At 75.5% G+C, this 24,072-nt stretch carries 19 protein-coding genes; 9 read left to right on the top strand and 10 right to left on the bottom strand.

Annotation, left to right across the window (positions count from 1 at the left end):
* Positions 1-15: 15 nt before the first annotated feature.
* On the bottom strand, positions 16-921 hold the full coding sequence (locus tag AKI01S_RS00445) for a hypothetical protein (RefSeq protein WP_157419557.1): 906 nt from the start codon (positions 919-921) through the stop codon (positions 16-18).
* Positions 922-1,155: 234 nt separating this feature from the next.
* On the opposite strand from AKI01S_RS00445, the gene AKI01S_RS00440 reads away from it, so the two are divergent.
* From AKI01S_RS00440 to AKI01S_RS00420, 5 genes are read left to right on the top strand one after another with little or no spacing between them, the layout of a single operon-like run.
* Entirely contained in the window at positions 1,156-2,538 is a 1,383-nt protein-coding gene (locus tag AKI01S_RS00440) for a family 2B encapsulin nanocompartment shell protein (RefSeq protein WP_067810873.1), read from the top strand.
* Between the two features lie 2 nt (positions 2,539-2,540).
* Positions 2,541-4,898: a terpene synthase family protein gene (locus AKI01S_RS00435; protein WP_218009506.1), complete on the top strand. Its 2,358-nt coding sequence runs from the start codon at positions 2,541-2,543 to the stop codon at positions 4,896-4,898.
* Between the two features lie 6 nt (positions 4,899-4,904).
* Positions 4,905-6,290, top strand: a complete 1,386-nt coding sequence (locus AKI01S_RS00430) for a family 2B encapsulin nanocompartment shell protein (RefSeq protein WP_067810870.1) — start codon at positions 4,905-4,907, stop codon at positions 6,288-6,290.
* 17 nt (positions 6,291-6,307) lie between these two features.
* Complete coding sequence (locus tag AKI01S_RS00425) at positions 6,308-7,348, top strand: family 2 encapsulin nanocompartment cargo protein polyprenyl transferase (RefSeq protein WP_067810867.1); 1,041 nt, start codon at positions 6,308-6,310, stop codon at positions 7,346-7,348.
* A gap of 17 nt (positions 7,349-7,365) precedes the next feature.
* Complete coding sequence (locus tag AKI01S_RS00420) at positions 7,366-8,352, top strand: aldo/keto reductase (protein WP_067810865.1); 987 nt, start codon at positions 7,366-7,368, stop codon at positions 8,350-8,352.
* Here AKI01S_RS00420 and AKI01S_RS00415 read toward each other — a convergent pair.
* Complete coding sequence (locus AKI01S_RS00415) at positions 8,341-9,282, bottom strand: alpha/beta hydrolase (RefSeq protein WP_067810863.1); 942 nt, start codon at positions 9,280-9,282, stop codon at positions 8,341-8,343. The two genes, AKI01S_RS00420 and AKI01S_RS00415, sit on opposite strands and share 12 nt — an antisense overlap.
* Before the next feature lie 287 nt (positions 9,283-9,569).
* Here AKI01S_RS00415 and AKI01S_RS00410 point away from each other — a divergent pair, with 287 nt between their 5' ends.
* Positions 9,570-10,370, top strand: a complete 801-nt coding sequence (locus AKI01S_RS00410) for a lipase family alpha/beta hydrolase (protein WP_067810860.1) — start codon at positions 9,570-9,572, stop codon at positions 10,368-10,370.
* A gap of 3 nt (positions 10,371-10,373) precedes the next feature.
* Here AKI01S_RS00410 and AKI01S_RS00405 read toward each other — a convergent pair whose 3' ends face one another.
* From AKI01S_RS00405 to AKI01S_RS00385, 5 genes are all read right to left on the bottom strand, one after another.
* Positions 10,374-11,204 (bottom strand): ABC transporter permease, encoded by an 831-nt coding sequence (locus AKI01S_RS00405; RefSeq protein ID WP_067810857.1) that lies wholly within the window; start codon positions 11,202-11,204, stop codon positions 10,374-10,376.
* The gene (locus AKI01S_RS00400; RefSeq protein ID WP_067810854.1) at positions 11,201-12,118 is read right to left on the bottom strand and encodes an ABC transporter ATP-binding protein; all 918 of its coding nucleotides are present in this window, start codon (positions 12,116-12,118) and stop codon (positions 11,201-11,203) included. Before AKI01S_RS00400 ends, AKI01S_RS00405 begins: the two co-directional genes overlap by 4 nt.
* Complete coding sequence (locus AKI01S_RS00395; RefSeq protein WP_067810852.1) at positions 12,115-13,227, bottom strand: hypothetical protein; 1,113 nt, start codon at positions 13,225-13,227, stop codon at positions 12,115-12,117. The genes AKI01S_RS00400 and AKI01S_RS00395 overlap by 4 nt, the downstream gene beginning before the upstream one ends.
* Positions 13,228-13,289: 62 nt before the next feature.
* On the bottom strand, positions 13,290-15,014 hold the full coding sequence (locus AKI01S_RS00390) for a glycoside hydrolase family 3 protein (RefSeq protein WP_067810850.1): 1,725 nt from the start codon (positions 15,012-15,014) through the stop codon (positions 13,290-13,292).
* A 160-nt stretch (positions 15,015-15,174) separates the two neighbouring features.
* On the bottom strand, positions 15,175-15,936 hold the full coding sequence (locus tag AKI01S_RS00385) for a DUF5701 family protein (protein WP_245681423.1): 762 nt from the start codon (positions 15,934-15,936) through the stop codon (positions 15,175-15,177).
* Between the two features lie 201 nt (positions 15,937-16,137).
* On the opposite strand from AKI01S_RS00385, the gene AKI01S_RS00380 reads away from it, so the two are divergent.
* Entirely contained in the window at positions 16,138-17,007 is an 870-nt protein-coding gene (locus AKI01S_RS00380) for a hypothetical protein (protein ID WP_067810848.1), read from the top strand.
* 32 nt (positions 17,008-17,039) lie between these two features.
* Here the strand turns inward: AKI01S_RS00380 and AKI01S_RS00375 are convergent, their stop codons facing one another.
* Entirely contained in the window at positions 17,040-18,425 is a 1,386-nt protein-coding gene (locus AKI01S_RS00375) for an MFS transporter (RefSeq protein WP_067810846.1), read from the bottom strand.
* Positions 18,426-18,551: 126 nt separating this feature from the next.
* On the opposite strand from AKI01S_RS00375, the gene AKI01S_RS00370 reads away from it, so the two are divergent.
* On the top strand, positions 18,552-19,514 hold the full coding sequence (locus tag AKI01S_RS00370; protein ID WP_083998646.1) for a helix-turn-helix transcriptional regulator: 963 nt from the start codon (positions 18,552-18,554) through the stop codon (positions 19,512-19,514).
* 72 nt (positions 19,515-19,586) lie between these two features.
* Here the strand turns inward: AKI01S_RS00370 and AKI01S_RS00365 are convergent, their stop codons facing one another.
* Positions 19,587-20,195, bottom strand: a complete 609-nt coding sequence (locus AKI01S_RS00365) for a pyridoxamine 5'-phosphate oxidase family protein (RefSeq protein WP_245681422.1) — start codon at positions 20,193-20,195, stop codon at positions 19,587-19,589.
* Between the two features lie 135 nt (positions 20,196-20,330).
* Here AKI01S_RS00365 and AKI01S_RS00360 point away from each other — a divergent pair, with 135 nt between their 5' ends.
* A complete protein-coding gene (locus AKI01S_RS00360) occupies positions 20,331-23,126 on the top strand; it encodes an ATP-binding protein (protein WP_067810843.1) in 2,796 nt (931 codons plus the stop codon).
* A gap of 13 nt (positions 23,127-23,139) precedes the next feature.
* On the opposite strand, the gene AKI01S_RS00355 is transcribed toward AKI01S_RS00360, so the two are convergent.
* Entirely contained in the window at positions 23,140-24,024 is an 885-nt protein-coding gene (locus tag AKI01S_RS00355; protein ID WP_067810840.1) for an RNA polymerase sigma-70 factor, read from the bottom strand.
* Positions 24,025-24,072 lie beyond the last annotated feature (48 nt).

The following is a 24,072-nucleotide window of genomic DNA, read 5'->3' as shown; positions in this document are numbered from 1 at the left end:
ATCCCACCGGCTCCCTCACCTGACCGTCACCAGCCTGTGCATGCCCTGGGCGGCGAACATGCGGCCGGTGTCGGAGCTGCGCAGCCAGGTGACCAGCGCGTACGTGCCGGGCCTGAGCGGCGCGGCGAAGGTCGCCGCGCGCCCCGGCGACAGCGGGACCATCCCGGCCGGGCCGCCGGTGAACGGCGAGGGCGCCTGCGGCCCGCCGTCCATGCCCCGGTAGAACGCGCCGACCTGCTCGCCGGTGGTGCCGGGGCGGACGGGCATGAGGATGGCCTCGTTGTACTGGCGGGAACGGTTGACCACGCGGACCGTCGCGCCGGAGCGGATCTCGGCCGGGGCGTCGAAGCGGGGGCCCTCGGGCGTCTCGCGCTGCACGATCCGCGCCTCGGCGCGCGGCTCGGCCGCGGCGCCCGCGCCGGGCCGCACCGTCAGCGGCCGCACCTTGGCGGCCAGCCCCGGACGCCCGACCTCCCTGAAGTCGATCAGGTGGTAGGAGCCGGGGGCCAGCCGCGTCCCGTAGGTGACGGGCGTGCCCGGCTGGACCGCGGCGCCGCCGAACATGACGACCTCGCGCTGCACCGCCCGGGCGGCCGCGGGGTCGCCCGCGCCGTACGCCTTCTCCAGGTCCGTCAGGTAGCGCTGGAGGGTGACGCCGGGGCGCAGCCGGACCAGGCCGAGGTAGGCGCCCTCGGGGTCGGCGGCGGTGACGCGGAACGCGACCGGGCCCGGGCGGACGGCGGCGGGCGCGGTGAAGCCGTCGGTCCCCACCGTCACCTCCACGACGCGCCCGCGCGTCGCGGCGTCGGCGTCGGTGGTCAGGAGGGTGGTGGCGGCGAGGACGGGGGCGGCCAGCACGGCGGTGGTGGCGAAGGCGGTCATTGCGGTCCGGGGCAGGGAGGAGATCTTCGTTGGGCGCATGCCGGTACTCTCGCGCGGCGGTGCGCCCCCGCGCGTCGGACGGAAGATGTCAGTCGGCGGACCGGCCTGCTCCCGTGGATGTACGCGGACTTGATCGGAAGTCGTCACGGGGGTGACTGCTGGGGCGGAAAGGTAAGGACACTCTCCCGTTGTGACAAGCTGATTACCCTATGTAGTGTCACTGCTGCGCGCGCTTTTGCCAAGACACGACGACCCCCGGATCGGTGGTGGAGCGTGACCGAACAGCAGCTCAGCCTGGGCACCGCGGCAGCGCGGAACCTGGCCACGACGACCAAGTCCGTGCCGCAGATGCAGGCCATCTCCTCCCGGTGGCTGCTGAAACTGCTGCCCTGGGTGCAGGCGGCGGGCGGGGCCTACCGGGTGAACCGCCGGCTCGCCTACACGGTGGGCGACGGCATCGTCACGTTCGTGTCCACCGGGGCCGACGTGCGGGTGATCCCGCGCGAGCTGGGGGAGCTGCCGCCGCTGCGCGGGTTCGAGGACGAACCGGCGCTGGAGGCCCTCTCCGGACGGTTCGCCCAGCGGGAGTTCGAGCCCGGCGACGTCCTGGTGGAGGCGGGCCGGCCGGTGGACGCGGTCTACCTCATCGCGCACGGGAAGGTCCGGCTGGTCGGCCGCGGCGAGTACGGCGACCAGGTCGACCTGGGGGTGCTGGCCGACGGCCGGTTCTTCGGCGACCGGACGCTGCTCAGCGAGGACGGCGAGCGGTGGGACTACACCGCCCGCGCCCTCACCCCCTGCACGGTGCTGGTGCTGGACGCGTCCGAGTTCCGCGAGGTGCTCGACCGTTCGGAGGAGCTCCGGTCGCACATCACCGCCTACCGCGACAGCCCGCCGCCGGACGCCGACGACAACGGCGAGGCCGAGATCGCCCTGGCGTCCGGGCACGAGGGCGAGCCGGTGCTGCCGGGCACGTTCGTGGACTACGAGGTGTCGCCGCGCGAGTACGAGCTGAGCGTCGCCCAGACCGTGCTGCGCGTCCACACGCGCGTCGCCGATCTCTACAACGAGCCGATGGACCAGGTCGAGCAGCAGCTCCGCCTGACGATCGAGGCGTTGCGCGAGCGCCAGGAGCACGAGCTGGTCAACAACCGCGACTTCGGGCTGCTCCACAACTGCGACCTGCGGCAGCGCGTCGCCACCCGGACCGGGCCGCCCACCCCCGACGACATGGACGAGCTGCTGACGCTGGTGTGGAAGGAACCGGCCTTCTTCCTGGCCCACCCCAAGACGATCGCGGCGTTCGGCCGCGAGTGCAACGCGCGCGGCGTGTACCCCGACGCGGTCGACGTCAACGGCAACAAGGTCCCCGCCTGGCGCGGCGTGCCGCTCTTCCCCTGCAACAAGATCCCGATCTCGAAGACGCGGACCAGCTCGGTGCTGCTGATGCGGACCGGCGAGGAGGCGCAGGGCGTGATCGGCCTGCACCAGACCGGCATCCCCGACGAGTTCCAGCCGGGCCTGTCGGTGCGGTTCATGGGCGTCAGCGAGCAGGCGATCGTGTCCTACCTGGTCAGCGCCTACTACTCGGCCGCCGTCCTGGTGCCCGACGCGCTGGCGGTGCTGGAGGGCGTCGAGATCGCGCACGGCGGCTGACCGTGCGGACCTCGGCACAGCCCTACCGGCTCCCCGAGTTCTACCTGCCGCACCCCGCCGGGCTGAACCCGCACCTGGAACGGACCCGCGAGCACTCCCGGCGGTGGTCCCGCGACATGGGGATCCTCGGTGACCCCCGGGACGGGACCGGGCGCGAGGTGTGGAGCGAGGAGGACTACGACGCGCACGACTACGCGTTGCTGACCGCCTCCATCCACCCCGAGTCGCCCGGCCCCGTCCTGGACCTGGTCAACGACTGGTACGTGTGGGTCTTCTACTTCGACGACCACTTCCTGGAGACGTTCAAGAGGACCCGGGACGCGGCGGGCGCGCGGGCGTACCTGGACCGGCTGCCGAGGTTCATGCCGCGCGAGCGGGGCGCGCCGGTGCCCGAGCCGACCAACGCCGTCGAACGCGGCCTGGCCGACCTGTGGGCGCGGACCGCGCCGCTGATGTCGGACGCGTGGCTGGAGCGCTTCTCCGAGAGCACCCTCGCGCTGCTGCGGGAGTCGCTGTGGGAGCTGTCCAACATCAGCGACGGCCGCGTCCCCAACCCGGTCGACTACATCGCGATGCGGCGCAAGGTCGGCGGTGCGCCCTGGTCGGCGGACCTGACGGAGCTGGCGGTCGGGGCGGAGGTCCCGGCGCGGGTGGCGGGGACGCGGCCGCTGCGGGTGCTGAAGGACACGTTCTCCGACGCCGTCCACCTGCGCAACGACATCTTCTCCTACCAGCGCGAGACGCAGCAGGAGGGCGAGGTTAACAACGGCGTCCTGGTGATGGAGCGCTTCTTCGGCACCGACCCGCAGACCGCCGCCGACGTGACCAACGACCTGCTGACCTCGCGCATGCAGCAGTTCGAGAACACGGCCCTGGTCGAGCTGCCGCCCCTCCTGGAGGAGCACGACCTCGACCCGGCCGAACGCCTGGCGGTCCTGCGCTACGTGAAGGGCCTCCAGGACTGGCAGTCGGGCGGCCACCAGTGGCACATGCGCTCCAGCCGCTACATGAACGGGGGAGGCCGGGGGACGGGCCCGCTGACGACCCCGCTGGGCCTGGGCCTGTCAGCGGTGCGACTGCGCGCCCTCACCCCCCACGGGGGACCGGGCGCCACCCCGTTCCCCCGCCCCGACCTCACGGCCCCGCACCCCACCCGGACAAGCCCGCACCTGGACACGGTCCGGGACCACGCGAGGCGCTGGGCGACCGCAATGGGAATGCTGCCCCCCTCCCCAGAAACCCCACCCCCCGACAACACGCCCCCACCCACCAGCACGACCACACACGGCGCCGCACGCCCGCGCGGGGGTGGGGGTGTGTTTCGGGGGGTGGGCGTTTCCGGTGAGGTCGGTGCGCCTGTTGCCTTGGGGGAAGCGTTGCGGGTGTGGGATGTGGCCGGGTTCGAGGCGGCCGATCATGGTCGGTTCGCGGCGCTCACGCATCCGGACGCCGGTCCTGACGAGCTGGCGCTCGTCAACGACTGGCATCTGTGGCGGCGGTACTTCGACGACGTGTTCGTGGAGGCGTTCAAGCGGCCCCGGGATCTGGTGGGGGCCAGGGCGTTCGTGGAACGGCTGCGGGCGTTCGTGCCGGTGGAGGGCGCGTCGCCGGAGCCCGCCGACCCCGTCGAGCGCGGGCTCGCCGACCTGTGGCGGCGGACGGCGGTCCGCATGTCCCCCCGGGAACGCCGGGGGCTCGCCGACGCCGTGACGGACATGGCCGAGAGCTGGCTGTGGGAGATGGTCAACCTCGTCCAGCAGCGCGTGCCCGACCCCGTGGACTACGTCGAGATGCGGCGGCGCACCGGCGGCGCGGAGCTGTCGGCGGCCCTGCTGCGGCACGTCACGGGCGCGGCGGTCCCCGAGGAGCTGGCGGGGACGGGGCCCGCGGCGGCGCTCGCCGACGCGGTCGCCGACATCGCGGCGCTCCGCAACGACCTGCTGTCCTTCCGCCGCGAGACCGAGGAGGAAGGGGAGATCAACAACGCCGTCGTCGCCGTCCACCGGTTCCTGGACTGCGATCCCCCGCGCGCCGCCGCCGCCGTCAACGACCTCGTCGAGGCGCGGTTGCGGCAGCTCGACCGGATCACCTCGGTGGAGCTGCCCGTGCTGGCCGCCGAGCACGACCTGGGCGCCGCCGACCGCGACCGGCTCGCCCGCCATGTCCGCGATCTGGAGACCTGGCTGGCCGGGGATCTGGAGTGGAGCACCACCAGCGGCCGTTACCGGGAGACGGCCGCGTTCCCGGGTGCGGCGGCGTTCGCGGGGCCGCCCCGGATCATCCGGCCGGCCGGGCCCACCGGGCTGGGCACGTCGGCCGCCCGTCTCGGACCGTTCCGCAGCGCGACCCCCTGGAGGTAACGAACCGTGACGCAGACACAGCAGCTCAGCCTCGACACCAGGGCGGCACGGAACCTGGCGACGACCACCAAGTCCGCGCCGATGATGCAGAGCATCACACCGCGCTGGCTCCTGCGGATGCTGCCCTGGGTGGAGGCGCGCGGCGGCGCCTACCGGGTGAACCGCCGGCTCGCCTACACGGTGGGCGACGGACGGCTGACGTTCCTCAACACCGGCGCCGACGTCCAGGTCGTCCCCGCCGAGCTGGCCGAGCTGCCGCCGCTGCGCGGGATGCACGCGACGCCCGCCGGGACGGAGGCGCTGGAGGCGCTGGCCGGACGGCTCACCCAGCACGAGTACGAGCCCGGCGACATGATCGTCGAGCCGGGGCGCCCGGTGGACCGGGTCGTGCTGATCGCGCACGGCAAGGTCTCCCGGATCGGGCGCGGCGAGTACGGCGAGCCGGTCGAGCTGGACGTGCTGGCCGACGGGCAGTTCTTCGGCGCGGACGTCCTGGCCGACGGCGACGCCGAATGGGAGTACGCCGCCAAGGCGCTCACCCCCTGCACGGTCCTCGCCCTGCCGCGCGCGGCGGTCGGGGAGCTGGCCGACCGGCACGAGGCGCTGCGGGACCGCCTGGAGGAGTACCGCAACGCCCCCGACCTCCCGCGCAACAAGGCGGGCGAGGCCGAGATCGCCCTGGCGGCCGGGCACGAGGGCGAGCCGGTGCTGCCGGGCACGTTCGTGGACTACGAGCCGTCGCCGCGCGAGTACGAGCTGAGCGTCGCCCAGACGCGGCTGCGCATCCACACCCGCGTCGCCGATCTCTACAACGGCCCGATGGACCAGGTCGAGCAGCAGCTCCGCCTGACGATCGAGGCGTTGCGCGAGCGCCAGGAGCACGAGCTGGTCAACAACCGCGACTTCGGGCTGCTCCACAACTGCGACCTGCGGCAGCGCATCCCGACCCGGACCGGGCCGCCCACCCCCGACGACATGGACGAGCTGCTGAGCCGCCGCCGCAGGTCGCGGTTCTTCCTGGCGCATCCCAGGACGATCGCCGCGTTCGGCCGCGAGTGCACCAGGCGCGGTGTCTACCCGGAGGGGACGGTGTGCGAGGGGCGGCCCGTGATGGCCTGGCGCGGCGTGCCGATCCTGCCCTGCGACAAGATCCCGATCAGCCGGACCGGGACGTCCTCGGTGCTGGTGCTGCGGACCGGCGAGGACGACCAGGGCGTGATCGGCCTGCACCGGACCGGCATCCCCGACGAGTTCCAGCCGGGCCTGTCGGTGCGGTTCATGGGCGTCAGCGAGCAGGCGATCCTGTCGTACCTGGTCAGCGTGTACTACTCGGCGGCCGTGCTGGTGCCGGACGCGCTCGGCGTCCTGGAGAACGTCGAGATCAACCGGTGAGCGCGAAGGAGGTCTCGATGTCGGCGACCCAGGAGACGGGAACGGCGCGTTCGGCGGCCGAGGCGCTGGTGTGGAGCCGCGGCCTGCTCGATCCGGCGCTGCGCGAGGTGGTGGCGGAGCTGCCCTCGGTGATGCGCCGGATCGCCGCCTACCACTTCGGCTGGCGCGACGAGGAGGACCGGCCCGCGCGGGGCGGGGCGGGCAAGGCGATCCGCCCGGCGCTGACGCTGCTGTGCGCCGAGGCGGTCGGCGGGACGGCGGCCGACGCGCTGCCCGCCGCCGTCGCCGTGGAGCTCGCGCACAACTTCTCGCTGCTGCACGACGACGTGATGGACGGCGACCTGACCCGGCGGCACCGCGCGACGGCGTGGAGCGTGTTCGGCGCGAACGCGGCGATCCTGGCCGGGGACGCGCTGCTGGCGGCGGCGTTCGAGATGGTCGCCGCCGCCCCCGGCCCGGCGGCGCGCGGCGCGGTGGGCGTGCTGTCCCGCGCCATGCTGGACCTGGTGGAGGGGCAGAGCGCGGACATGGCGTTCGAGGAACGCGCCGACGTCGCGCTCGCCGAGTGCCTGGCGATGGCGTCGGGCAAGACGGCCGCGCTGATGGGCGCGTCGTGCGCGCTGGGCGGGATGTTCGGCGGCGCGACGCGCGAACGGGTGGAGCGGCTGCGGGCGTTCGGGGAGGGCCTCGGCCTGGCGTTCCAGCTCGTCGACGACCTGCTGGGCATCTGGGGCGACCCGGCCGTCACCGGCAAGCCCGTCTACTCCGACCTGCGCAACCGCAAGAAGTCGCTGCCGGTGGTGGCGGCCCTGGCGTCCGGCACGGACGCGGGCCGGGAGCTGGGGACGCTGTATCTGGGGAAGGAGCCGCTCGGGGACGCCGAGCTGGCGCGGGCGGCGCGGCTGGTGGAGGACGCGGGCGGGCGGGCGTGGGCGTCGCGGCGCGCCGACGAGCTGATGACCGGGGCCCTCGCCGAGCTGGCGATGGCGGCCCCGGAGTCCCCGGCCCACCAGGAGCTGGACGCGGTGGCCCGGCTGGTGACGCGCCGCGATCACTGACCGGTCATGATGGTCGCATGACGTTGCGCAAGGTGCGGTTCGGCACGACCGACATGGAGATCACGCGGGTGGGCTTCGGGGCCTGGGCGGTCGGCGGGCAGTGGCAGCACGGGTGGGGGAGCCAGGACGACGGCGACTCGGTGGCGGCGGTCCGGCGGGCGCTGGAACACGGCGTCAACTGGATCGACACCGCCGCGGTGTACGGGCTCGGGCACTCGGAGGAGATCGTCGCAAAGGCCCTGGACGGGCTGCCCGAGTCCGACCGGCCCTACGTGTTCACCAAGTGCGGCGAGGTCTGGGACGACCAGGGGCGGGTGTCGCGGGTCGTCACGCCCGCCTCGATCCGCCGCGAGGTGGAGGCGTCGTTGCGGCGGCTGCGCGTCGAACGCATCGACCTGTACCAGGTCCACCAGATCCCCGACGCGGGAGATCCCGTCGAGGAGTACTGGCAGACCATGCTGGACCTGAGGGCCGAGGGGAAGGTCCGCGCGGTCGGGCTGTCCAACCACCGCGTGGACCGGCTGGAGGCCGCCGAACGCGCCGGGCACGTGGACACGCTCCAGCCGCCGTTCTCGGCGATCAACCGGTCGTTCGCCGACGAGGTCGCCTGGTGCGCCGCCCACGACACCGGCGTGATCGTGTACTCGCCGATGCAGTCGGGGCTGCTGACCGGGGCGTTCACCGCCGAACGCGCCGCCGCCCTGCCCGCCGACGACTGGCGGCGCGCCGCCCCCGACTTCACCACCGGCCTGGCCGCGAACCTCGCGCTGGCCGACGCCCTGCGCCCGGTCGCCGACCGGCACGGGGTGACGCCGGGCGCGGTCGCGGTGGCGTGGACGCTGGCCTGGCCCGGCGTGACCGGCGCGATCGTCGGGGCGCGGCGGCCCGACCAGGTCGACGGCTGGGTCACGGCCGGGAACCTGGAGCTGACCGGGGAGGACCTGGCCGAGATCCGCGCGGCCATCGACCGCACCGGTGCCGGGACCGGCCCGTCAGCGCCGTAGCCGGTCGCGGAGGAACGCCGCGTTGAGCGCCTGCCACTCGCGGGCCGAGGGCAGCAGCGCGGTCATCTCGTGGGAGCCGTGGATGTGGCCCGCCCAGCGCGTGACGGCGGCGGGGACGCCCGCCTCGGTGAGGCGGGCGGCGTAGCGTTCGCCGTCGTCGCGCAGGAGGTCGTACTCCGCCGTCATGATCCGCGCCGGGGGGAGGCCCGACAGGTCCTCGGCGCGCAGCGGCGACAGGTACGGGTGCTCGCGCGGGGTGCCGGCGGCGTAGTGGCCGACGTACCGTGCCACGTCCTCGCGGGTGAGCGGCAGGCCGGGGACGGGTTCGACGTCGGCGAGCGCGGTCAGCGTCAGGTCGAGCGGCGCGACCTCCAGGAGCTGCGCGGCCAGGGCGGGGCCGCCCCGGTCGCGGGCCATGAGCGCCGCGGCGGCGGCGAGGTTGCCGCCGGAGGACACGCCGCCGACCGAGACGCGCCCGGGGTCGACGCCCAGGCCGGCGGCGTGCTCGACGGTCCACAGCAGCGTGGCGTACACGTCCTCGGCCGGGGCCGGGAAGGGGTGCTCCGGCGCGAGCCGGTGGTCGGGCGAGACGACCGCGCAGCCGGCGTCCACGGCGAGGCGGGCGCAGGCGGCGTCGTGCGGCTCGTGCAGTCCCAGCCACCAGCCGCCGCCGTGGACGTGCAGGTGGGCGGGGAGCGGCCCGTCCGCGCCGGGCGGCGTGAACACCCGCACAATGATCTCCCCGCCGGGCACGGGGACGCGGTGCTCGGCGCGGTCGGCCTTCGGGGCGGGCTCCATCAGGCGCAGCCGCATCGGCTGCTGCGCGGCGATCATGGTGCGCTGCCCGGTGAGGGACGGCGGAACGGCCTGCCGCGCGCGGGCGGCGGCGATGCGTTCCAGCATGGGCCGGAGTTCCGGCAGGATGGGCATGGCGTGCTCCCGGGAAGTCGGTAGGGGCTCAGTAGGGGAGGGGGCGGCCGCTCGGTGTGCGCAGGTCCGGGCCGGGCGTGGAACGCCGGGCGGGACGGCGGCGGACGCGGGTCTGACGGGCCATCGGGGCCTCCTCTCGCGGTCGCCACCACCTTCGCCGCCGGGTGCGGGGCGGCGCGTCCGGCGGGGGAGGTGTTCGGTCCTCGGCCCCCGGGCGTAGGCGGGCGGGGGCCGGTACTCCGCGGGGAGTCGTGCCGTTCGGGGATTCTCCGGGCATTCTGGGATGCATGCGTGATCGGCTGGCGGGGCTCAGCCCGCAGCGGCGGGTGTTCGTGCTGACGGTGGGGGCCCTGGCGCTGCTCCTGGTCGGGGCCGTGGCGGGGCGGGTGCTGCTCGCGCGGTCCTCCGGCGCGGACGCGGTGGCGCAGGACCGTCCCGGGCCCGTGTTGCTGGTCCCGGGGTACGGCGGCGGGACCGGCGGGCTGCGGGTGCTGGCGGCCCGGCTGCGGGGCGCGGGCCGGGAGGCGGCCGTGGTGGAGATGCCCGGCGACGGCACCGGCGACCTGCGCGAGCAGGCCCGGGTGCTGGACCGCCGGGTGACCGAGGCGCTGCGCGGCGGCGCGCCGTCGGTGGACGTGGTGGCGCACTCGGCGGGCGGCGTCGTGGCGCGCCTGTGGGTGCGCGAGCACGACGGCGCCGGCAAGGCGCGGCGGATCGTCACGCTCGGGTCGCCGCACCAGGGCGCGGACCTGGCGGCGGCCGGGTCGGCGCTGGCGCCGGGCGCCTGCCCGGAGGCGTGCCGCCAGCTCGTGCCCGGCAGCGGCCTGCTGCGGGAGCTGGGGGACCGCGCGCCCGACCCGCCCCGCTGGGTCTCGGTGTGGACCGACGACGACGAGACCGTGCGGCCCGAGGCGTCGCGGCTGCCGGGGGCGACCGGGGTGGGCGTCCAGGAGGTGTGCCCGAACGCGCGGGTCGGCCACACCGGGCTCCCGGCCGACCCGCTGGTCACCGCGATCGTCACGCGGGCGCTGGACGCGGGGCCGCCGTCGCGGCCCGGGCGCGGCGACTGCGGGGCGCCGCGCGGGTGACGGTCAGCTCGTGACGTCGCGGGTGGCGAAGTTCGCCCAGGCGGCGGCCAGGAACACCAGCACGTACACGGCCTGGAGCGCCAGGCCGCGTTCGATGTCGCGCCACAGGATCGGGTCGCGGAAGAAGTCCACCCACGCCAGCCAGTAGCGGGTCAGCAGGTAGGGGCGGACCGACGCGGCGGCGTCCAGCGTCACCAGCACCTGGCTGGTGATCAGCGCGGCGAGCGCGCCGAGCGCCGCGCCCAGCGCCGAGTCGGTCAGCGTGGACAGGAACAGCGCGATCGCGCCGACGCCCAGCATGCACACCCCGACGTAGAGCATGGTCGCCGCGACCCGCAGCAGCAGCTCGGTGCGGGTCAGCGACGTCCCCGACACCGAGCTGAGCAGGTCCTGCCCGGCCAGGGCCTCCGCGGGCGCGTCGCCGAGCATCGTCACGCCCATCGCGTACGACGTCACCACGATCAGGACGACCGCCAGCAGCACGTAGGCGACCAGCGCGACCAGCTTGGCCACCAGCAGCCGGGTCCGGCCGACCGGCCGCACCAGCAGGTAGCGCAGCATGCCCGCGCCCGCCTCGCCCGCGACCGAGTCGCCGCCGACCACCGCGACCGACACCGGCAGGAACAGCGGCAGCACCATCGCCAGTGCCGCGGCCGGGTAGAGCTGCCCGCTGGAGAGGACGGCCGACAGGAACGCCGGGCCCTCGCCGGGGCGCGGCGCGATCTCGGTGACGCCGAGGAACACCGCCACGATCGCCGGGAGCCCGCACAGCAGCAGCAGCGACACCCAGGTGCGGGGCCGCCGCACCAGCTTCACCAGCTCGGTCGTGATCATCGTTGCGGCTCCCGGTCGAGCCGGTCGGAGCCGGTGCCGGTGAGGTTCAGGACGACCTCCTCCAGGGAGCGTCGCTGCGCTCCGATCTCGGTGACGCGCAGGCCTTCGGTGACGAGCAGGGTGTTGAGCTCGGCGGCGTCGGCGGCGCGGACCAGCAGCCGGTCGCCGTCGCGGTGCTCGACCCGGCCGTCCAGCAGGTCGGCGGCCTTGTCGGCGTCGGGGGAGCGGACGGCGACCCGGCCGGTGGGGGAGCGGATCTCCGCCAGGTCGGACTGGAGGACCAGCCGCCCCCGGTCCATCACGCCGACGCGGGTGCACAGCTCCTCGACCTCGGCGAGCAGGTGGCTGCACAGCAGGATCGTGGTGCCGTCCGCGTTGAGGTCGGCGAGCAGGTCGCGGATCTCTCGGATGCCCTGGGGGTCCAGGCCGTTGGTGGGCTCGTCGAGGACCAGCAGCCGGGGGCGGCGCAGCAGCGCGGCGGCCAGGCCGAGCCGCTGCCGCATGCCCAGGGAGTAGGCGCGGACGGGACGCTCGTCGACGCCGGACAGCCCGACGCGCTCCAGGGCCTCCTCGATCCGGTGGCGGCGGTCGCGGCGGGCGCCGCCGGGCCCGGCGGCGTCGAGCAGGCGCAGGTTGGCGCGGCCCGACAGGTGCCGGTAGGCCCCCGGCCCCTCCACCAGCGCGCCGACCCGCGGCAGCACCCGGCCGAGGCGGCGCGGGACCGGCTCGCCCAGCACCTCGATCTCGCCGGAGGTGGCGTAGACGAGGCCGAGCAGCATCCGGACCAGGGTGGTCTTGCCGGACCCGTTGGGGCCGAGCAGCCCGTACCGGTCGCCCTCCCCGACGTCCAGATCGACCCCGTCCACCGCCGTGACCCGGCCGAAGCGCTTGGTCAGCGCCCGTGTGACGATCATGGATAGAGCTCCCGGGCCACGGCGGTCAGCCGGTCCTGGCCGACCGCCCCGATGATCAGGAACGTGGGCTCGCCGCCCCAGTTGCGCACCAGCATCGCGTTGAGCAGCGACGACCGCAGCAGCAGCGCCACGGTGCCGCGCTGGATCCGGATCTCCGGCGCGCCCGCCTGGAGCGCCGCCTGGTACACCCGCCCGCCGTACATGCCGGGCAGCGGCGCCACCAGGAACGACGCGAACCCGTCCCGGTAGGCGCGCAGGCTGGCGACCGACGGCGTGGAGTCCAGCGCGGGACGTCCGGCGAGGGTGTCGGGCAGCCGGCGGTCGCTGCGGTAGGCGATCCGGGTCAGCAGGTCGGGCGCGGCGACGCTGACCGTCCGCAGGTGCGGCCGCGGGGTGGGGGAGACCGCGCCGCGGTCCGGGCGGCGCAGCTCCAGGTCCAGGAAGCGGCTGGTCAGCGCGGGCCGTCCGGTTCCCCGCGGGGTGATCCGCGTCTCCAGGGGGAAGCCGGTGCGCGGGTCGGCCCACACCTCCAGCGTCCCGATCGTGGTGCCCGGGTCGGCCGGGGTGACGCGCAGCCCGGCGGCGGCGCGGCCCGCGACGCGGCGGGCGGGCAGCGCGGTGACCCGGTCGCCGCTCCCGGCCAGCGCCAGCAGGCGGCGGGCCAGCGCGGGCGGGGTGAGGTCGGTGGCGTTGGGCAGCCGGACGGCGGGGTCGCCGCGGACCTTGGTGAGCAGTTCGCGTTCGTGGTCCCAGATGGTCAGCTCCCCGGGGGTCTGCTGGAAGCCGCGTTCCCCGGCGGGCTGGAGCAGCGCCACCCGCCAGCGGCGCGGCTCCTCGAACCAGACGCGGATCCGGTTGGTGCCGCCGAGCAGCCCGGTGGCGTCCTCCAGGCCGGGCAGCGTGGGCAGCCCGAGCGTTCCGCGGGTCTCGACCAGGCCCTCGTGGGGGGCGGCCGACGCGGCGCGGACCAGGGCGCGCAGGCGGTCCGGCGCGGGGGCGGGCGCGCCGACCGGCCAGGCGGCGACGGTGACGGGGACCGCGACGAGCGCCGCGACGAGGGCGGCGACGACGAGCCATCGCCGCCGCGCCTCGCCTCGAACCACGCTCACCTTTGCCACCGTACGTGCCGAACGCCGCGGTACGTCAGTCCCCGCCCGGCGGCTCCCGTCCGTCAGCCCCCGTACGTCAGCCCGTGCCCGAAGGGGAAGTGCCCGGCGATCGTCACCGGCAGCCGCCCGCCGGGCCGCCGCCCGAACAGCACCTCGGCGGTCGTGCGGTGCATGGTCAGGTTGATCCGCTGGGCGCGCGCGGTGGTCGCGTAGCTCGCCACGTACGCCTTGACCCTCGGGTAGGCCGCGTAGTCGTAGGGCAGTCCGGTGGCGACGGCGGCGACGGGCCTGCCGGTGGCCAGCAGGGCGTCCACGAGCCTGGCCTGTCCGGCGGGCAGCGGGCCGGAGGAGTAGGTGGCGACGACGACGCGGTCGGCCTCCCTCGCCCGCCGCACGGCCTCGGCGATCTCGGCGTCGGTCGGGTTGACGGTGGACGCCTGCCAGCTCGTCACGGGGCCGGACGCGACGGCGTCCACGGCGTTCGCGAGCTGCTCGGTCTGCGCGACCCCGGCGACCAGGGTGCGCTTGGTGTCGCGCGCGTCGAAGGGGAGCACCCGGCCCTCGTTCTTGACCAGGGTGGTCGCGGCCCGGCCGAGTTCGGCGGCGCGGTGCCGGAACGCGGCGTTGCCCGCGACGCGTTCGGCCAGCGCGGGGCTGACGTAGCGGTTCTTGACGTTGGCGCACTTGAGGCTGAGGACGCGCAGCACCGACTCGTCCACGCGCCGGCGGGGCAGCTCCCCGGAGCGGACCGCGTCCAGCAGCGCGTCCACGGCGTCCACCTGCGTCTGGTGCTCGCCGGTGGACATCACCACGTCCGCGCCCGCCCTGACGGCCATGACGGTCGCCTCGCGGGTGCCCCAGTTCTTGTCGATGGCGTCCATGTCCATGCCGTCGGTGACGATCAGCCCCCGGAACCCCATCTCCCGCCGCAGCAGCCCGGTGAGGACCTTGGGCGACAGGGTGGCGGGCAGGTCGGGGTCGATCGCCTTGACCACCACGTGCGCCGTCATGATCGCCTCGGCCCCGGCGTCGACGGCGGCCCGGAACGGCGGCAGGTGGACGCGTTCGAGGGTGGCCCGGTCGTACTCCACGGCCGGGAGGTCGAGGTGGCTGTCGTTGCGGGTGTCGCCGTGGCCGGGGAAGTGCTTGGGCGTGGCGACGACCCCGGCGTCGCGGTAGGCGCGGACCTGCGTGTCCACCAGGTCGCGCACCAGGCCGGTCCGCTCCCCGAACGACCGAACGCCGATGATCGGGTTGGCGGGGTTGGTGTTGACGTCGGCGACCGGCGCGTAGTTCCAGTGGAAGCCCATCGCGCGGGCCTCGGCGGCGGTGACGCGGGCGGCGTCCCGGGCCAGGCGCGGGTCGCGGGCCGCGCCGAGTCCCATCGCGTTCGGCAGCGGGGTGGTGCCCTCGCGCACGTTGTGCGTGGTGCCGAACTCGAAGTCGCCCGACACCAGCAGCGGCAGGCCGGGCCGCGTCCCGGCGGCCCAGCGCTGCACCTGGTTGGAGTACCGGGCGGCGAGCCCCGGCGTGCGGGGCTCGGAGGTGATCACCGAGCCGATCTTCAGGTCCTGGATCGCCCGGCGGGTCTGCTCGTTCGGCATCCCGTCGGGGCCGTCGTGGGTGACCGCCATGACCATCTGCCCGACCTTCTCGGCGTCGGTCATCCGGGCGAGCCGCGCCCGGGGGTCGCAGCGGTCGCCGCCAGCCTGCGCGTGCGCGGCGGCGGGGGCCAGGGGCAGGCCGAGTGCCGCCGTCAGAAGGGTCGCCGTCAGCCGGTTCCGCATCGCGCCTCCTTCGGAGATCATCTCTGGTCCAGACCAGTACGGACCGGCCTCCGGGTCAACGGGCGGAACCTGCCAAGATCGGCCCTCGGGTTCGGCAGGCCCGGACGTCTCCGGCAGGTGGCGCGGGGTGCGCCCGGCGCGTGGGGCGCACCCCGCGGGGTCAGGCGGCGCGGCCGGCGGCGGAGGCCATGCCGAGCCAGGTGTGCGGGTTGCCCTCCCAGCACCAGCCGAGCTTGGGGGCGTTCTGGCTGATCCACAGCGCCGGGACGCGGCGGTCGCCGCAGCGGGAGCCGCCCAGCGAGAAGCACTTGTTCTTGGCCAGCACCGCCGGGAACTGCGTGACCAGCGCGAGGCCCTCCTCCATGGTGAGCAGCGTGCGGCCCCGGTCCGCGATGACGGCCATGGCGTCGTTGGGCACCGCGCCGCAGAACTCCTCGCCCCGGTCCACGTCGAACAGCAGGTAGGCGCGGGGGGCGGGCGGTTCGGCCTCCTTGGTGGAGACGAAACGCTCGATGTCCCCCTCCTTGTAGTGGCGGTCGATGACCCCCGGCTTGGTCCGGCGCGGGAGCGCGGTGCGGGCGACCATCTCCTCGACCGGCACGACCTCGCGGGTGACGACCACCAGGAACGGCACCCGCCCCTCCTCGGGCGGGCTCATCGCGTCGGCGCGCTTCTCGGCGGAGGCCCGGAGCGGCGCGAGGAGTTCGGCGAACGCCTCGTCGGCCATCCCGGCCAGCGCGGGATACCCCTTGCCGACGAGCACCGAGACCTGCCGGTCGAACTCGCTCCCCGCGTCGAAGCCGCCCGCGGCGGCGGTGTCGTTGGTGCCGGTCGTGCCGGTCGTGCCGGTCGCGCCGGTCGCGCCGGTCGCGCCGGTCGCGCCGGGCGCGCCGGTCGTGTCGGTCGTGGGGGTGGCGGTCATCTCGGGCTCCTCGCGGGACGTCGGGACGGGGGCGGCGATCGGCTGCTGGGGCAACGGGCCTCTCTTCCGGTAGGTGACGGTCACTAACTCCGTACAACATACGGAGAAACGGTCCGCATTCCCAGCGGCGATGTCCCGCGGAGGTCACAATTAGGCCAAATGGTGCGAAGCTGGAGGTCTCATCCCTTCCTGGGAGTCCTCATGACCGTCTCCGACCCGTCGCCGGCCCGGAAGCCCGCGCCGCGCCGTCTCGTCCGCACCTCCGACGGGGACACGCCCGTCGTCGAGCAGCCCATCCGCATGGTGTCGGTGGACACGCCCGAGAAGGCCGGGTACGCCGGGGCACCGCCCGCCGCGCAGGCCGTCCTCGACCGCTGCCGCCAGCGCCTCACCGACGGCACCTACGGCGCGGCCCTGCCCGACGAACTCCGCGACCACCTGCTGGAACGCCTCACCCCCGACGCCGCCCACCGCCACATCACCGCCGGGGAGCGCGCCAGCGCCGAGTTCGACCGGCTGCTGGACCGCCGCCTGGCCCGGCCCGGCGGGGAACGCCGCCGCGTCGCCGTGCTGCCCGCCGGAGAGAAGATCGACCGCTACGGGCGGCTGCTGGCGTACCTGTCCCCCTGGTTCGCGGGCGGGCCGAACGACCCCGTGCCGCCCCGCGACGCCCCCGAACGCCGCACGTTCAACCTCGACATGGTCGCCTCCGGCTGGGGCGCGCTGTTCCTCGTCCACCCGTCGCTGCCGTCCGCGCCCGACCTGCGGCTGCTGCTGCGCGACGCCGACGCGGCCTGGACGGAGCGGCGCGGCATGTGGGCCGAGTTCGGCGCGGACGTGCTGCTGGCCTACGAGTTCCGGGCGTGCGTGAAGCTCGGCGTCCGGAACCTGCCCGACCCCAAGGCGACCGTCGCGTCCGCGTTCCAGCGCATCTGCGTGGACCTGCGCGACCGCAGCGTGGTGGGGCCGTTCGGCTACCACCGGGTGCCGCCGTCACAACGCCTGTGGATCTGGCCGGAAGACTACGAACAAGCCCGCGACGACCTGGAACTGCCGGGCCGGTCCGCATAGCTCGCGCGGCCGCGGCGAGCGTGGGTCGGTTCTCAGTGGCGGTTGCGGGGCAGTAGGAGGGCCGCGGCTGTGGTGGTCGCCAGCAGGGCGGCTGCGACGCACAGGGTGATCCGCAGTCCCATCACGAAATCGCCTCGGCCCGCGACCAGGGTTCCGAAGACGGCCACGGCGAGCGCGCCGCCCGTCTGCCGGAAGGAGTTCAGGACCCCGGCGGCCATTCCGGCCCGGTCGGCGGCGATGTCGTTCAGCAGGACGGTGGTCAGGGAGGGGATGGCGAAGCCCAGGCCGAGCCCGGCCGGGACGAGCATCATCGCGATCACCGGCCTGCCGGTCCCCTCGTCCACCCAGAGCAGGCCGACCATCGTCAGCGCGCAGACCGCCTGGCCGACGGCGATCGGCACCCGTGGCCCGAAGCGCGCCGCCGCCCTGGCCGAGGCCAGGTTGGCTCCGGCGATCACGGCCGTCATCGGCAGGAACATCAGCCCCGCGGCCATGGCGGACAGGCGCAGGACGTCCTGGAAGAACAGGCTCAGCACGAACACCAGCCCGTAGAAGGCGGCGTTGACGACGAAGCCGATCACGACCGAGAGCGTCACCGTGCGCGAACGGAAGAGGCCGAGCGGGACCATCGGCGCGGCGGTGCGCGCCTCGATCGCGACGAACGCGGCCGTCGCCGCCGCGGCGAGCCCCAGGCAGCCCAGCACCACGGGCTCGCCGAAGCCGTTCTCGCCGCCGTCGATCACCGCGAAGGTGAGCGCCACCAGCGCGACGACCGCCGCGAGCTGGCCGTAGGGGTCCAGCGGTCCGGCCCGGCGCGGCGAGCGTTCGGCGCGGGCCAGCACCGCGAGGGCGGCGACGCCGACGGGCAGGTTGACGGCGAAGATCGCCCGCCAGCCCAGGGTGCCGGACAGCGCCCCGCCGACCACCGGGCCGGCGGCGACCGCGACGGCTCCGCCGACGGTCCACAGCGCGATGGCCCGCGCCCGCCGGCCCGCGTCGGGGAACGCCTGCCGGACGAGGGCCAGCGAGGACGGCAGCATGATCGCCGCCGCGCCCCCCTGGAGCAGCCGGGCGGCGATCAGCTCGCCCAGCCCCGGCGCCAGCCCGCAGGCCGCCGAGGCGACGGTGAAGACCGCGACGCCGACGCCGAACGCGCGGCTCGCCCCGATCCGGTCGGAGAGCGCGCCGGCGGAGAGCAGGAGCGCGGCGAACATCAGCGTGTAGGCGTCCACGATCCACTGGAGGCCCGCCGTGCCGCCGCCGAAGGCGCGCCCGATCTCGGGCAGCGCCACGTTCACCGCCATGGCGTCGAGGTTGAGCAGGAAGATGCCCATGAACGCGGTCGCCAGGACCAGCTTCGGTGCGGCCGTGCGTCGCCGCGCGTCCCGTGACGCGCGGCCCGGTGCGAGAGTGCTCATCCGTCCAGGCTGGTGAGACCCGCGGGGATGGGACAGACCGCGCTCTTCCGGGGCGCGCCACAGGGGGGTGTGACAGGGCCAGGCTCCGGGCCGGAACCATGGTCCCCCCGCTGGCAAGATGGTGGTATGACCGAGTTCGGGAGGTTCCTGCGGGCGCGCCGCGGCGGTGTCCGTCCGGCCGACGTCGGGCTGCCCGCCGGAACCGGCACGCGCCGCACGCCGGGCCTGCGCCGGGAGGAGGTGGCGGCGCTGGCCGGGGTGAGCATCGACTACTACGTGCGGCTGGAACGCGGCAAGGAGACCCGTCCGAGCCCCTCCGTGGTCGACGCGCTGGCCGACGCGCTCCGCCTCGACGCCGAGGAGCGGGACTTCCTGCGCGAACTGGCGGCGCGCGCGGCGCGGCAGGCCCCCGAACCCCGTCCCCTGCCCTCGCGGCGGGTCCGCCCCACCGTCCAGCGGCTCCTGGAGACGCTCCGGCCCAACCCGGCGTACGTCGTGAGCCGCACCAACGACCTGCTGGCCGCCAACCCCGCCGGGCTGCGGCTGCTCCACGGCATCACCGACTGGCCGGAACGGCAGCGCAACACCGTCCGCTACACCTTCCTGCACCCGGCGGCCCGCGGGCTGTGGGTGGACTGGGAGCGGAAGGCCGTGGGGTGCGTCGCCCAGCTGCGGGCGATCGCCGGCACCGACCCGGACGCCCCGGACCTCGCCTCGCTGGTGGGCGAGCTGATCGTCAAGAGCCCCGACTTCGCCCGGCTCTGGGAGCGGTACGAGGTGCGCACGATCGGCGACGGCGAGAAGACCCTCCGGCACCCGGAGGTCGGCACGATGACGCTCTCGCACGAGGGGATGACCCTGAACCGCGCGCAGGGCCAGCGCCTCGTCGTCTACATGGCGCCCCCCGGCAGCCCGGACCACGACGCGATGACGCTCCTCGACCTCGCCGCCTCCGACGAGGCGGCGCCCGTCCCCCTTCCCGGCGGCGGGCGCCCTGAACCGTCCACGCCCGCGGGTGAGACACCTGGGACGCGGGGTACAGATGAGGTGTGGGCGGCGTCCCGTCGCGGGCCCGGTGCCAAGCCGTGATCATCCCACCGGGCACGGCCGGACGCCCCCACCACCACCGTGCCGTCAGGGGCGTCAGGGTCGTCAGGGTCGTCAGGCCAGCCAGTCGCCGTCGCGCATCAGGTCGCGTCCGGACAGCTCGTTCTCCTCGCGCCAGGCCTGGACACGGCGCGGGGTGACGCGGAACCAGCGGTAGGACGAGGTCAGCGTGCGCGGGTCGAAGCCGGTGCGCGCGGCGAACCGGTCGCCCTGCTCCGGCGGCAGCGCGCCGATCTCCAGGACCTCCACCTCGCCCTCGATCATGATCACGTCGCGGGTGGGGCCCAGCCCCAGCCGGACGGTCCGGGCGGCGGCCAGGTTCCGGCCGGTCGGGCTGTTCGCCGAGGTGGCCAGCAGCAGGGCCGCGCCGTCCCAGTCGAACGACAGCGGCACCAGGTACGGCACGCCGTCCGGCGAGGCGCTGGCCACCCAGACGTCGACGTCGTGGGCGAGCCGGTGCTCGGTGTCGCGGCGGCGCCGGGCGCGGGAACGTGGGGCGGCGTCCGCCGCCGTGTCCGCCGCCGTGTCCGCCGCCGTGTCCGCCGCCGTGTCCGCCGCCGTGTCCGCCGCCGTGTCCGCCGCCGTGTCCATCGCCGCGGTCTCCGCCGGGCCGGGCCCCGGCCGCGGCACGGTCCCGGCTCCCTGGGGTGAAGGTCCGGTCATGGTCACTCCTCGGGTCGTGGGCGCGCTCGGCCCGGCGCGTCCCGCCGGGCCCGATCGCCGTGGTCACAGCCTCTCCCGCCCGGGGCGCGGCCCACATCCGTGTGGATCACGGAGAGCACCACGGATAATGGGTCGGTGTCCAGTCCGGTGGTCTCGGCTCGGGAAGCCGAGGTGTTGGCGCTCCTCGGGGAGCACCTCAGCAACGCGGAGATCGCCGCGCGGCTGTCCATCTCCGTGCGCACGGTCGAGTCGCACGTCTCCTCGCTGCTGCGCAAGCTGGAGGTGCCGGACCGGCGGGCGCTGTCCCGGTGCGCGGCCGAGGCCGCCCGTGCCGAGCGGCCGCGCCCGGCGCCCGCCCTCCCGGCGCCGCTGACGACGTTCGTCGGGCGGGTGCGGGAACGCGGGGAGCTGGCCGGGGCGGTGAAGGCGCACCGGCAGGTGACCGCGGTCGGCCCGGGCGGGGTGGGCAAGACCCGGCTCGCGCTGGCGGTGGCGGAGGAGACGGCCGCCGACTTCGCCGACGGGGTGTGGTTCGTCGACCTGGTCCCGGTCACCGATCCGGGACGGGTGGGGGCGGCGGTCGCGGCGGCCGTGGGCGTGGGCGAGCAGCCCGGGCGCGGCATCGACGACGCGGTGCTGGCGACGCTGGCGGACCGCCGGGCGCTGCTGGTGCTGGACAACTGCGAGCACGTGCGCGACGGGGTGGCGCCGTTCCTGGAACGGCTGCTGGCGGCCTGCCCGCGGCTGCGGGTGCTCGCGACGAGCCGGGCCCGGCTGATGGTGCCGTTCGAGCGGGTCTTCCCGGTCCCGCCGCTGTCGCGGGCCGGCGGCGACGAGTCGGAGGCCGCGGCCCTGTTCGTCGACCGGGCCGAGGCGGTCGGCTGGCCGCCGGACCCGATGGCGCGCGACCAGGTCGCGGCGGTCTGCGAACGGCTCGACGGCGTGGCGCTGGCGATCGAGCTGGCGGCGGCGCGGCTGCCCACGCTCGGGCTGGACGGCCTCACGGCCGGGCTCTCCGACCAGCTCCGGATCCTCGCCGGCGGGCCCCGCGCCGACGACCGGCACCGGTCGGTGCGGGCGGTGCTGGACTGGAGCCACGACCTGCTGGACCCGCGGGACCGGGCGCTGCTGCGGCGGGTGTCGGCGTTCGTCGCGCCGTTCACCGCCGACGCGGCCGCGGAGGTGGCCGGGTTCGCCCCGCTGGACCCGGTCGCGGTCGCGGACGGGCTGGGCAGGCTCGCCGAGCAGAGCCTGCTCGTCGTGACGCCGTCCGCGACGGGCACCCGGTACCGGGCCCTGGAGACCATCCGCCAGTACGGCGCCGAACGCCTCGACGGCGCGGGCGAGGCGGCGGACGTCCGCTCCCGGCACCTGGACTGGTGCCTGGCCGCCGCGACCGCCCTCGCCGGCGCCGGGGGCGCGGACTGGCGGGGCCGGTTCGACGCGGTGGCCGACGACCTGCGGGCCGCCCTCGCCTGGGCCGCCGACCGGCCGGAACGGCGCGCGGACGCGTACCGGCTCGCCCTGTCGATGGCCGGGCCGGCCTTCACCCGCACCCTGCTCGGCGAGGCCCAGCAGCGGTACGAGCAGGCGGCGGCGCTCGCCGGTGACGCCGCCGCGAGCGCCGCCGCGCTGCGGCACGCCGCCGGGGTGGCCGGGTGCCGGAGGCTCGGCGACGACATGTTCCGCCTGCACCGCGCCGCCGCGGAGGCCGCCCGCCGGGCCGGGGACGCCGCCGGCACGGCCCGCGACCTGGCGACCGCCGCCACCGTCGCGTACCGCTTCTCGACCTCGTTCACGCGGGTCCCTCCCGTGGCGGAGACGACCGCCATGCTCGCGACGGCGCGCGAGCTGTCCGGCGGTGACCCGGCGGCCGTGGCGGCGGTCGCGCTGGCCGAGGCGGCGGTGGTCGCGGACGCGTTCGGCGCCGTCCAGGGAAGCACCGGCAAGACCGCCCGGGAGTCGGTCGAGTACGCCGAACGGGCGGTCGCGCTGGCCCGGCGCGTGGGCGACCCGGTGGCGGAGTCCGCCGCGCTCGACGCGCTCTCCGCCGCCCAGAGCTGGACCGGCGCGTCCTTCGACACCGCAGCCACCGCCCGGCTGCGGATCGACCCGCTGACCGCGCTGCCGCCCACCCCCGCCGCCACGCACGAGCTGGTGGACGCCCTCAACGTGGCCACCGCGACCGCGCTCGGCGTGGGCCGGCTGCCGGAGGCCCGCCGGTGGGGCGGGCGGCTCGCCGATCATCCGCTGCTGGCCGAGGCGGGCGACCACGCCACGGCCTGGCTGCTGGTCGCGGACGCGTTCGGCGGCGACGTCGACGGGGTGCTCGCCGGCGGCGTGCGGTTCCTCGACGCCTGGGAGCACGGCGGCCGCCCGCGGTCGCTCGCCCTCGGCGCCGCCGCCGCGGCGGTCGCGATGGCCCACGGCCTCCGCGGCGACCACGAAGCCCGGGCGTCGTGGCTCGCGGTCGTCGACCGGGCGGACACCACACCCGAGCACCGCCACGGCTACGGCGCGATCTTCGACGCCATGGTCCTGCTGCACCACGGGGACGCGGAGGCGGCGGCCGGGCGGGTCGCGCCGGAGCCGGACCGGGTGTGGAAGTGGGTCTGCTGGGTCTGGCTGCACTGGTACGTGGCGCTCCGCGCGGAGACGGCGGTGCTCGCCGGGCACCCGGACGCCCGGGACCGGATCGACGCCGCCCGCGCCACGGTCGCCGGGAACCCGGTCGCCACCGCCCAGGTGGACCGGGCGGAGGCGCTGCTCGACGGCGACCTGCCGCGCCTGCTGGCCGCCGCGGAGGCGTTCGACGCGGCCGGCTGCCGCTACCAGTGGGCGCGCACGCTCGTGCTCGCCGGGGGCGAGCACGCCGCCACCGGCGGGACCGCGCTCGCCGACCTCGGCCTCGCGCCCATGACCGTCCGGTAGCCGCGGGAGGCGCTCAGCGGCGCAGGGCGGTCTCCCGTTCCATGTGCGACAGCTTCTCGGGGTTGCGCACGGCGTAGAGCCCGGTGACGAGGCCGTCGTCCACGCGCAGCGCCAGGACCGTGTCGACCTTGCCGTCGCGCCGCAGGACCAGCGCCGGGTGGCCGTTGACCTGCGCCGGTCGCAGCGACATCGCGGCGTCGAGTCCGCGCAGCACGGCGGCCACGCGGTCGGCCCCCACGATGGGCACCGGCGCGGCCCGCACGACCCCGCCGCCGTCGGTCAGCAGGACGACGTCCGGCGCGAGCCTGTCGAGCAGTTCTCGCAGGTCGCCGGTTTCGATCGCCCGCTGGAACGCCGTGAGCGCCTCGCGGGTGTCGGCCGCGGAGACGGCCTCGCGCGGTCGGCGCGCCGCGACGTGGGCGCGAGCCCGGTGGGCGATCTGGCGGACCGCGGCGGGGCTCTTGTCGACGGCCTGGGCGATCTCGTCGTAGCCGAAGTCGAACACCTCGCGCAGGACGAACACCGCCCGCTCGGTCGGGGTGAGGGTCTCCAGTACCAGCAGCATCGCCATCGAGACGTTGTCGGCCAGCTCCACGTCCTCGGCCACGTCGGGCGTGGTCAGCAGCGGCTCGGGCAGCCAGGGGCCCAGGTAGGACTCCTTGCGGCGGCCCAGGGTCCGCAGCCGCATCAGCGCCTGGCGGGTGGTGACCTGCACCAGGTAGGCCCGCTGGTCCCGCACGGTGGCCAGGTCCACGTCCGCCCAGCGCAACCAGGTCTCCTGGAGGACGTCCTCGGCGTCGGCGGCCGAGCCGAGCATCTCGTAGGCCACGGTGAACAGCAGATTGCGGTGGGCCACGAACGCCTCGGTGGCGGCGCCCATGGAATCGCCCTCGCTCATGCCCGGCTCCCGCCCGTTGGTTCCCGACCGTGTCACACGCACAAGATG

This window comes from Actinomadura kijaniata NBRC 14229 (assembly GCF_001552175.1).
GTDB classification, from domain to species: Bacteria; Actinomycetota; Actinomycetes; order Streptosporangiales; family Streptosporangiaceae; genus Spirillospora; species Spirillospora kijaniata.
Note: the sequence above shows the minus strand (reverse complement) of the source record. Positions and strands in the feature narration are given on the sequence as shown.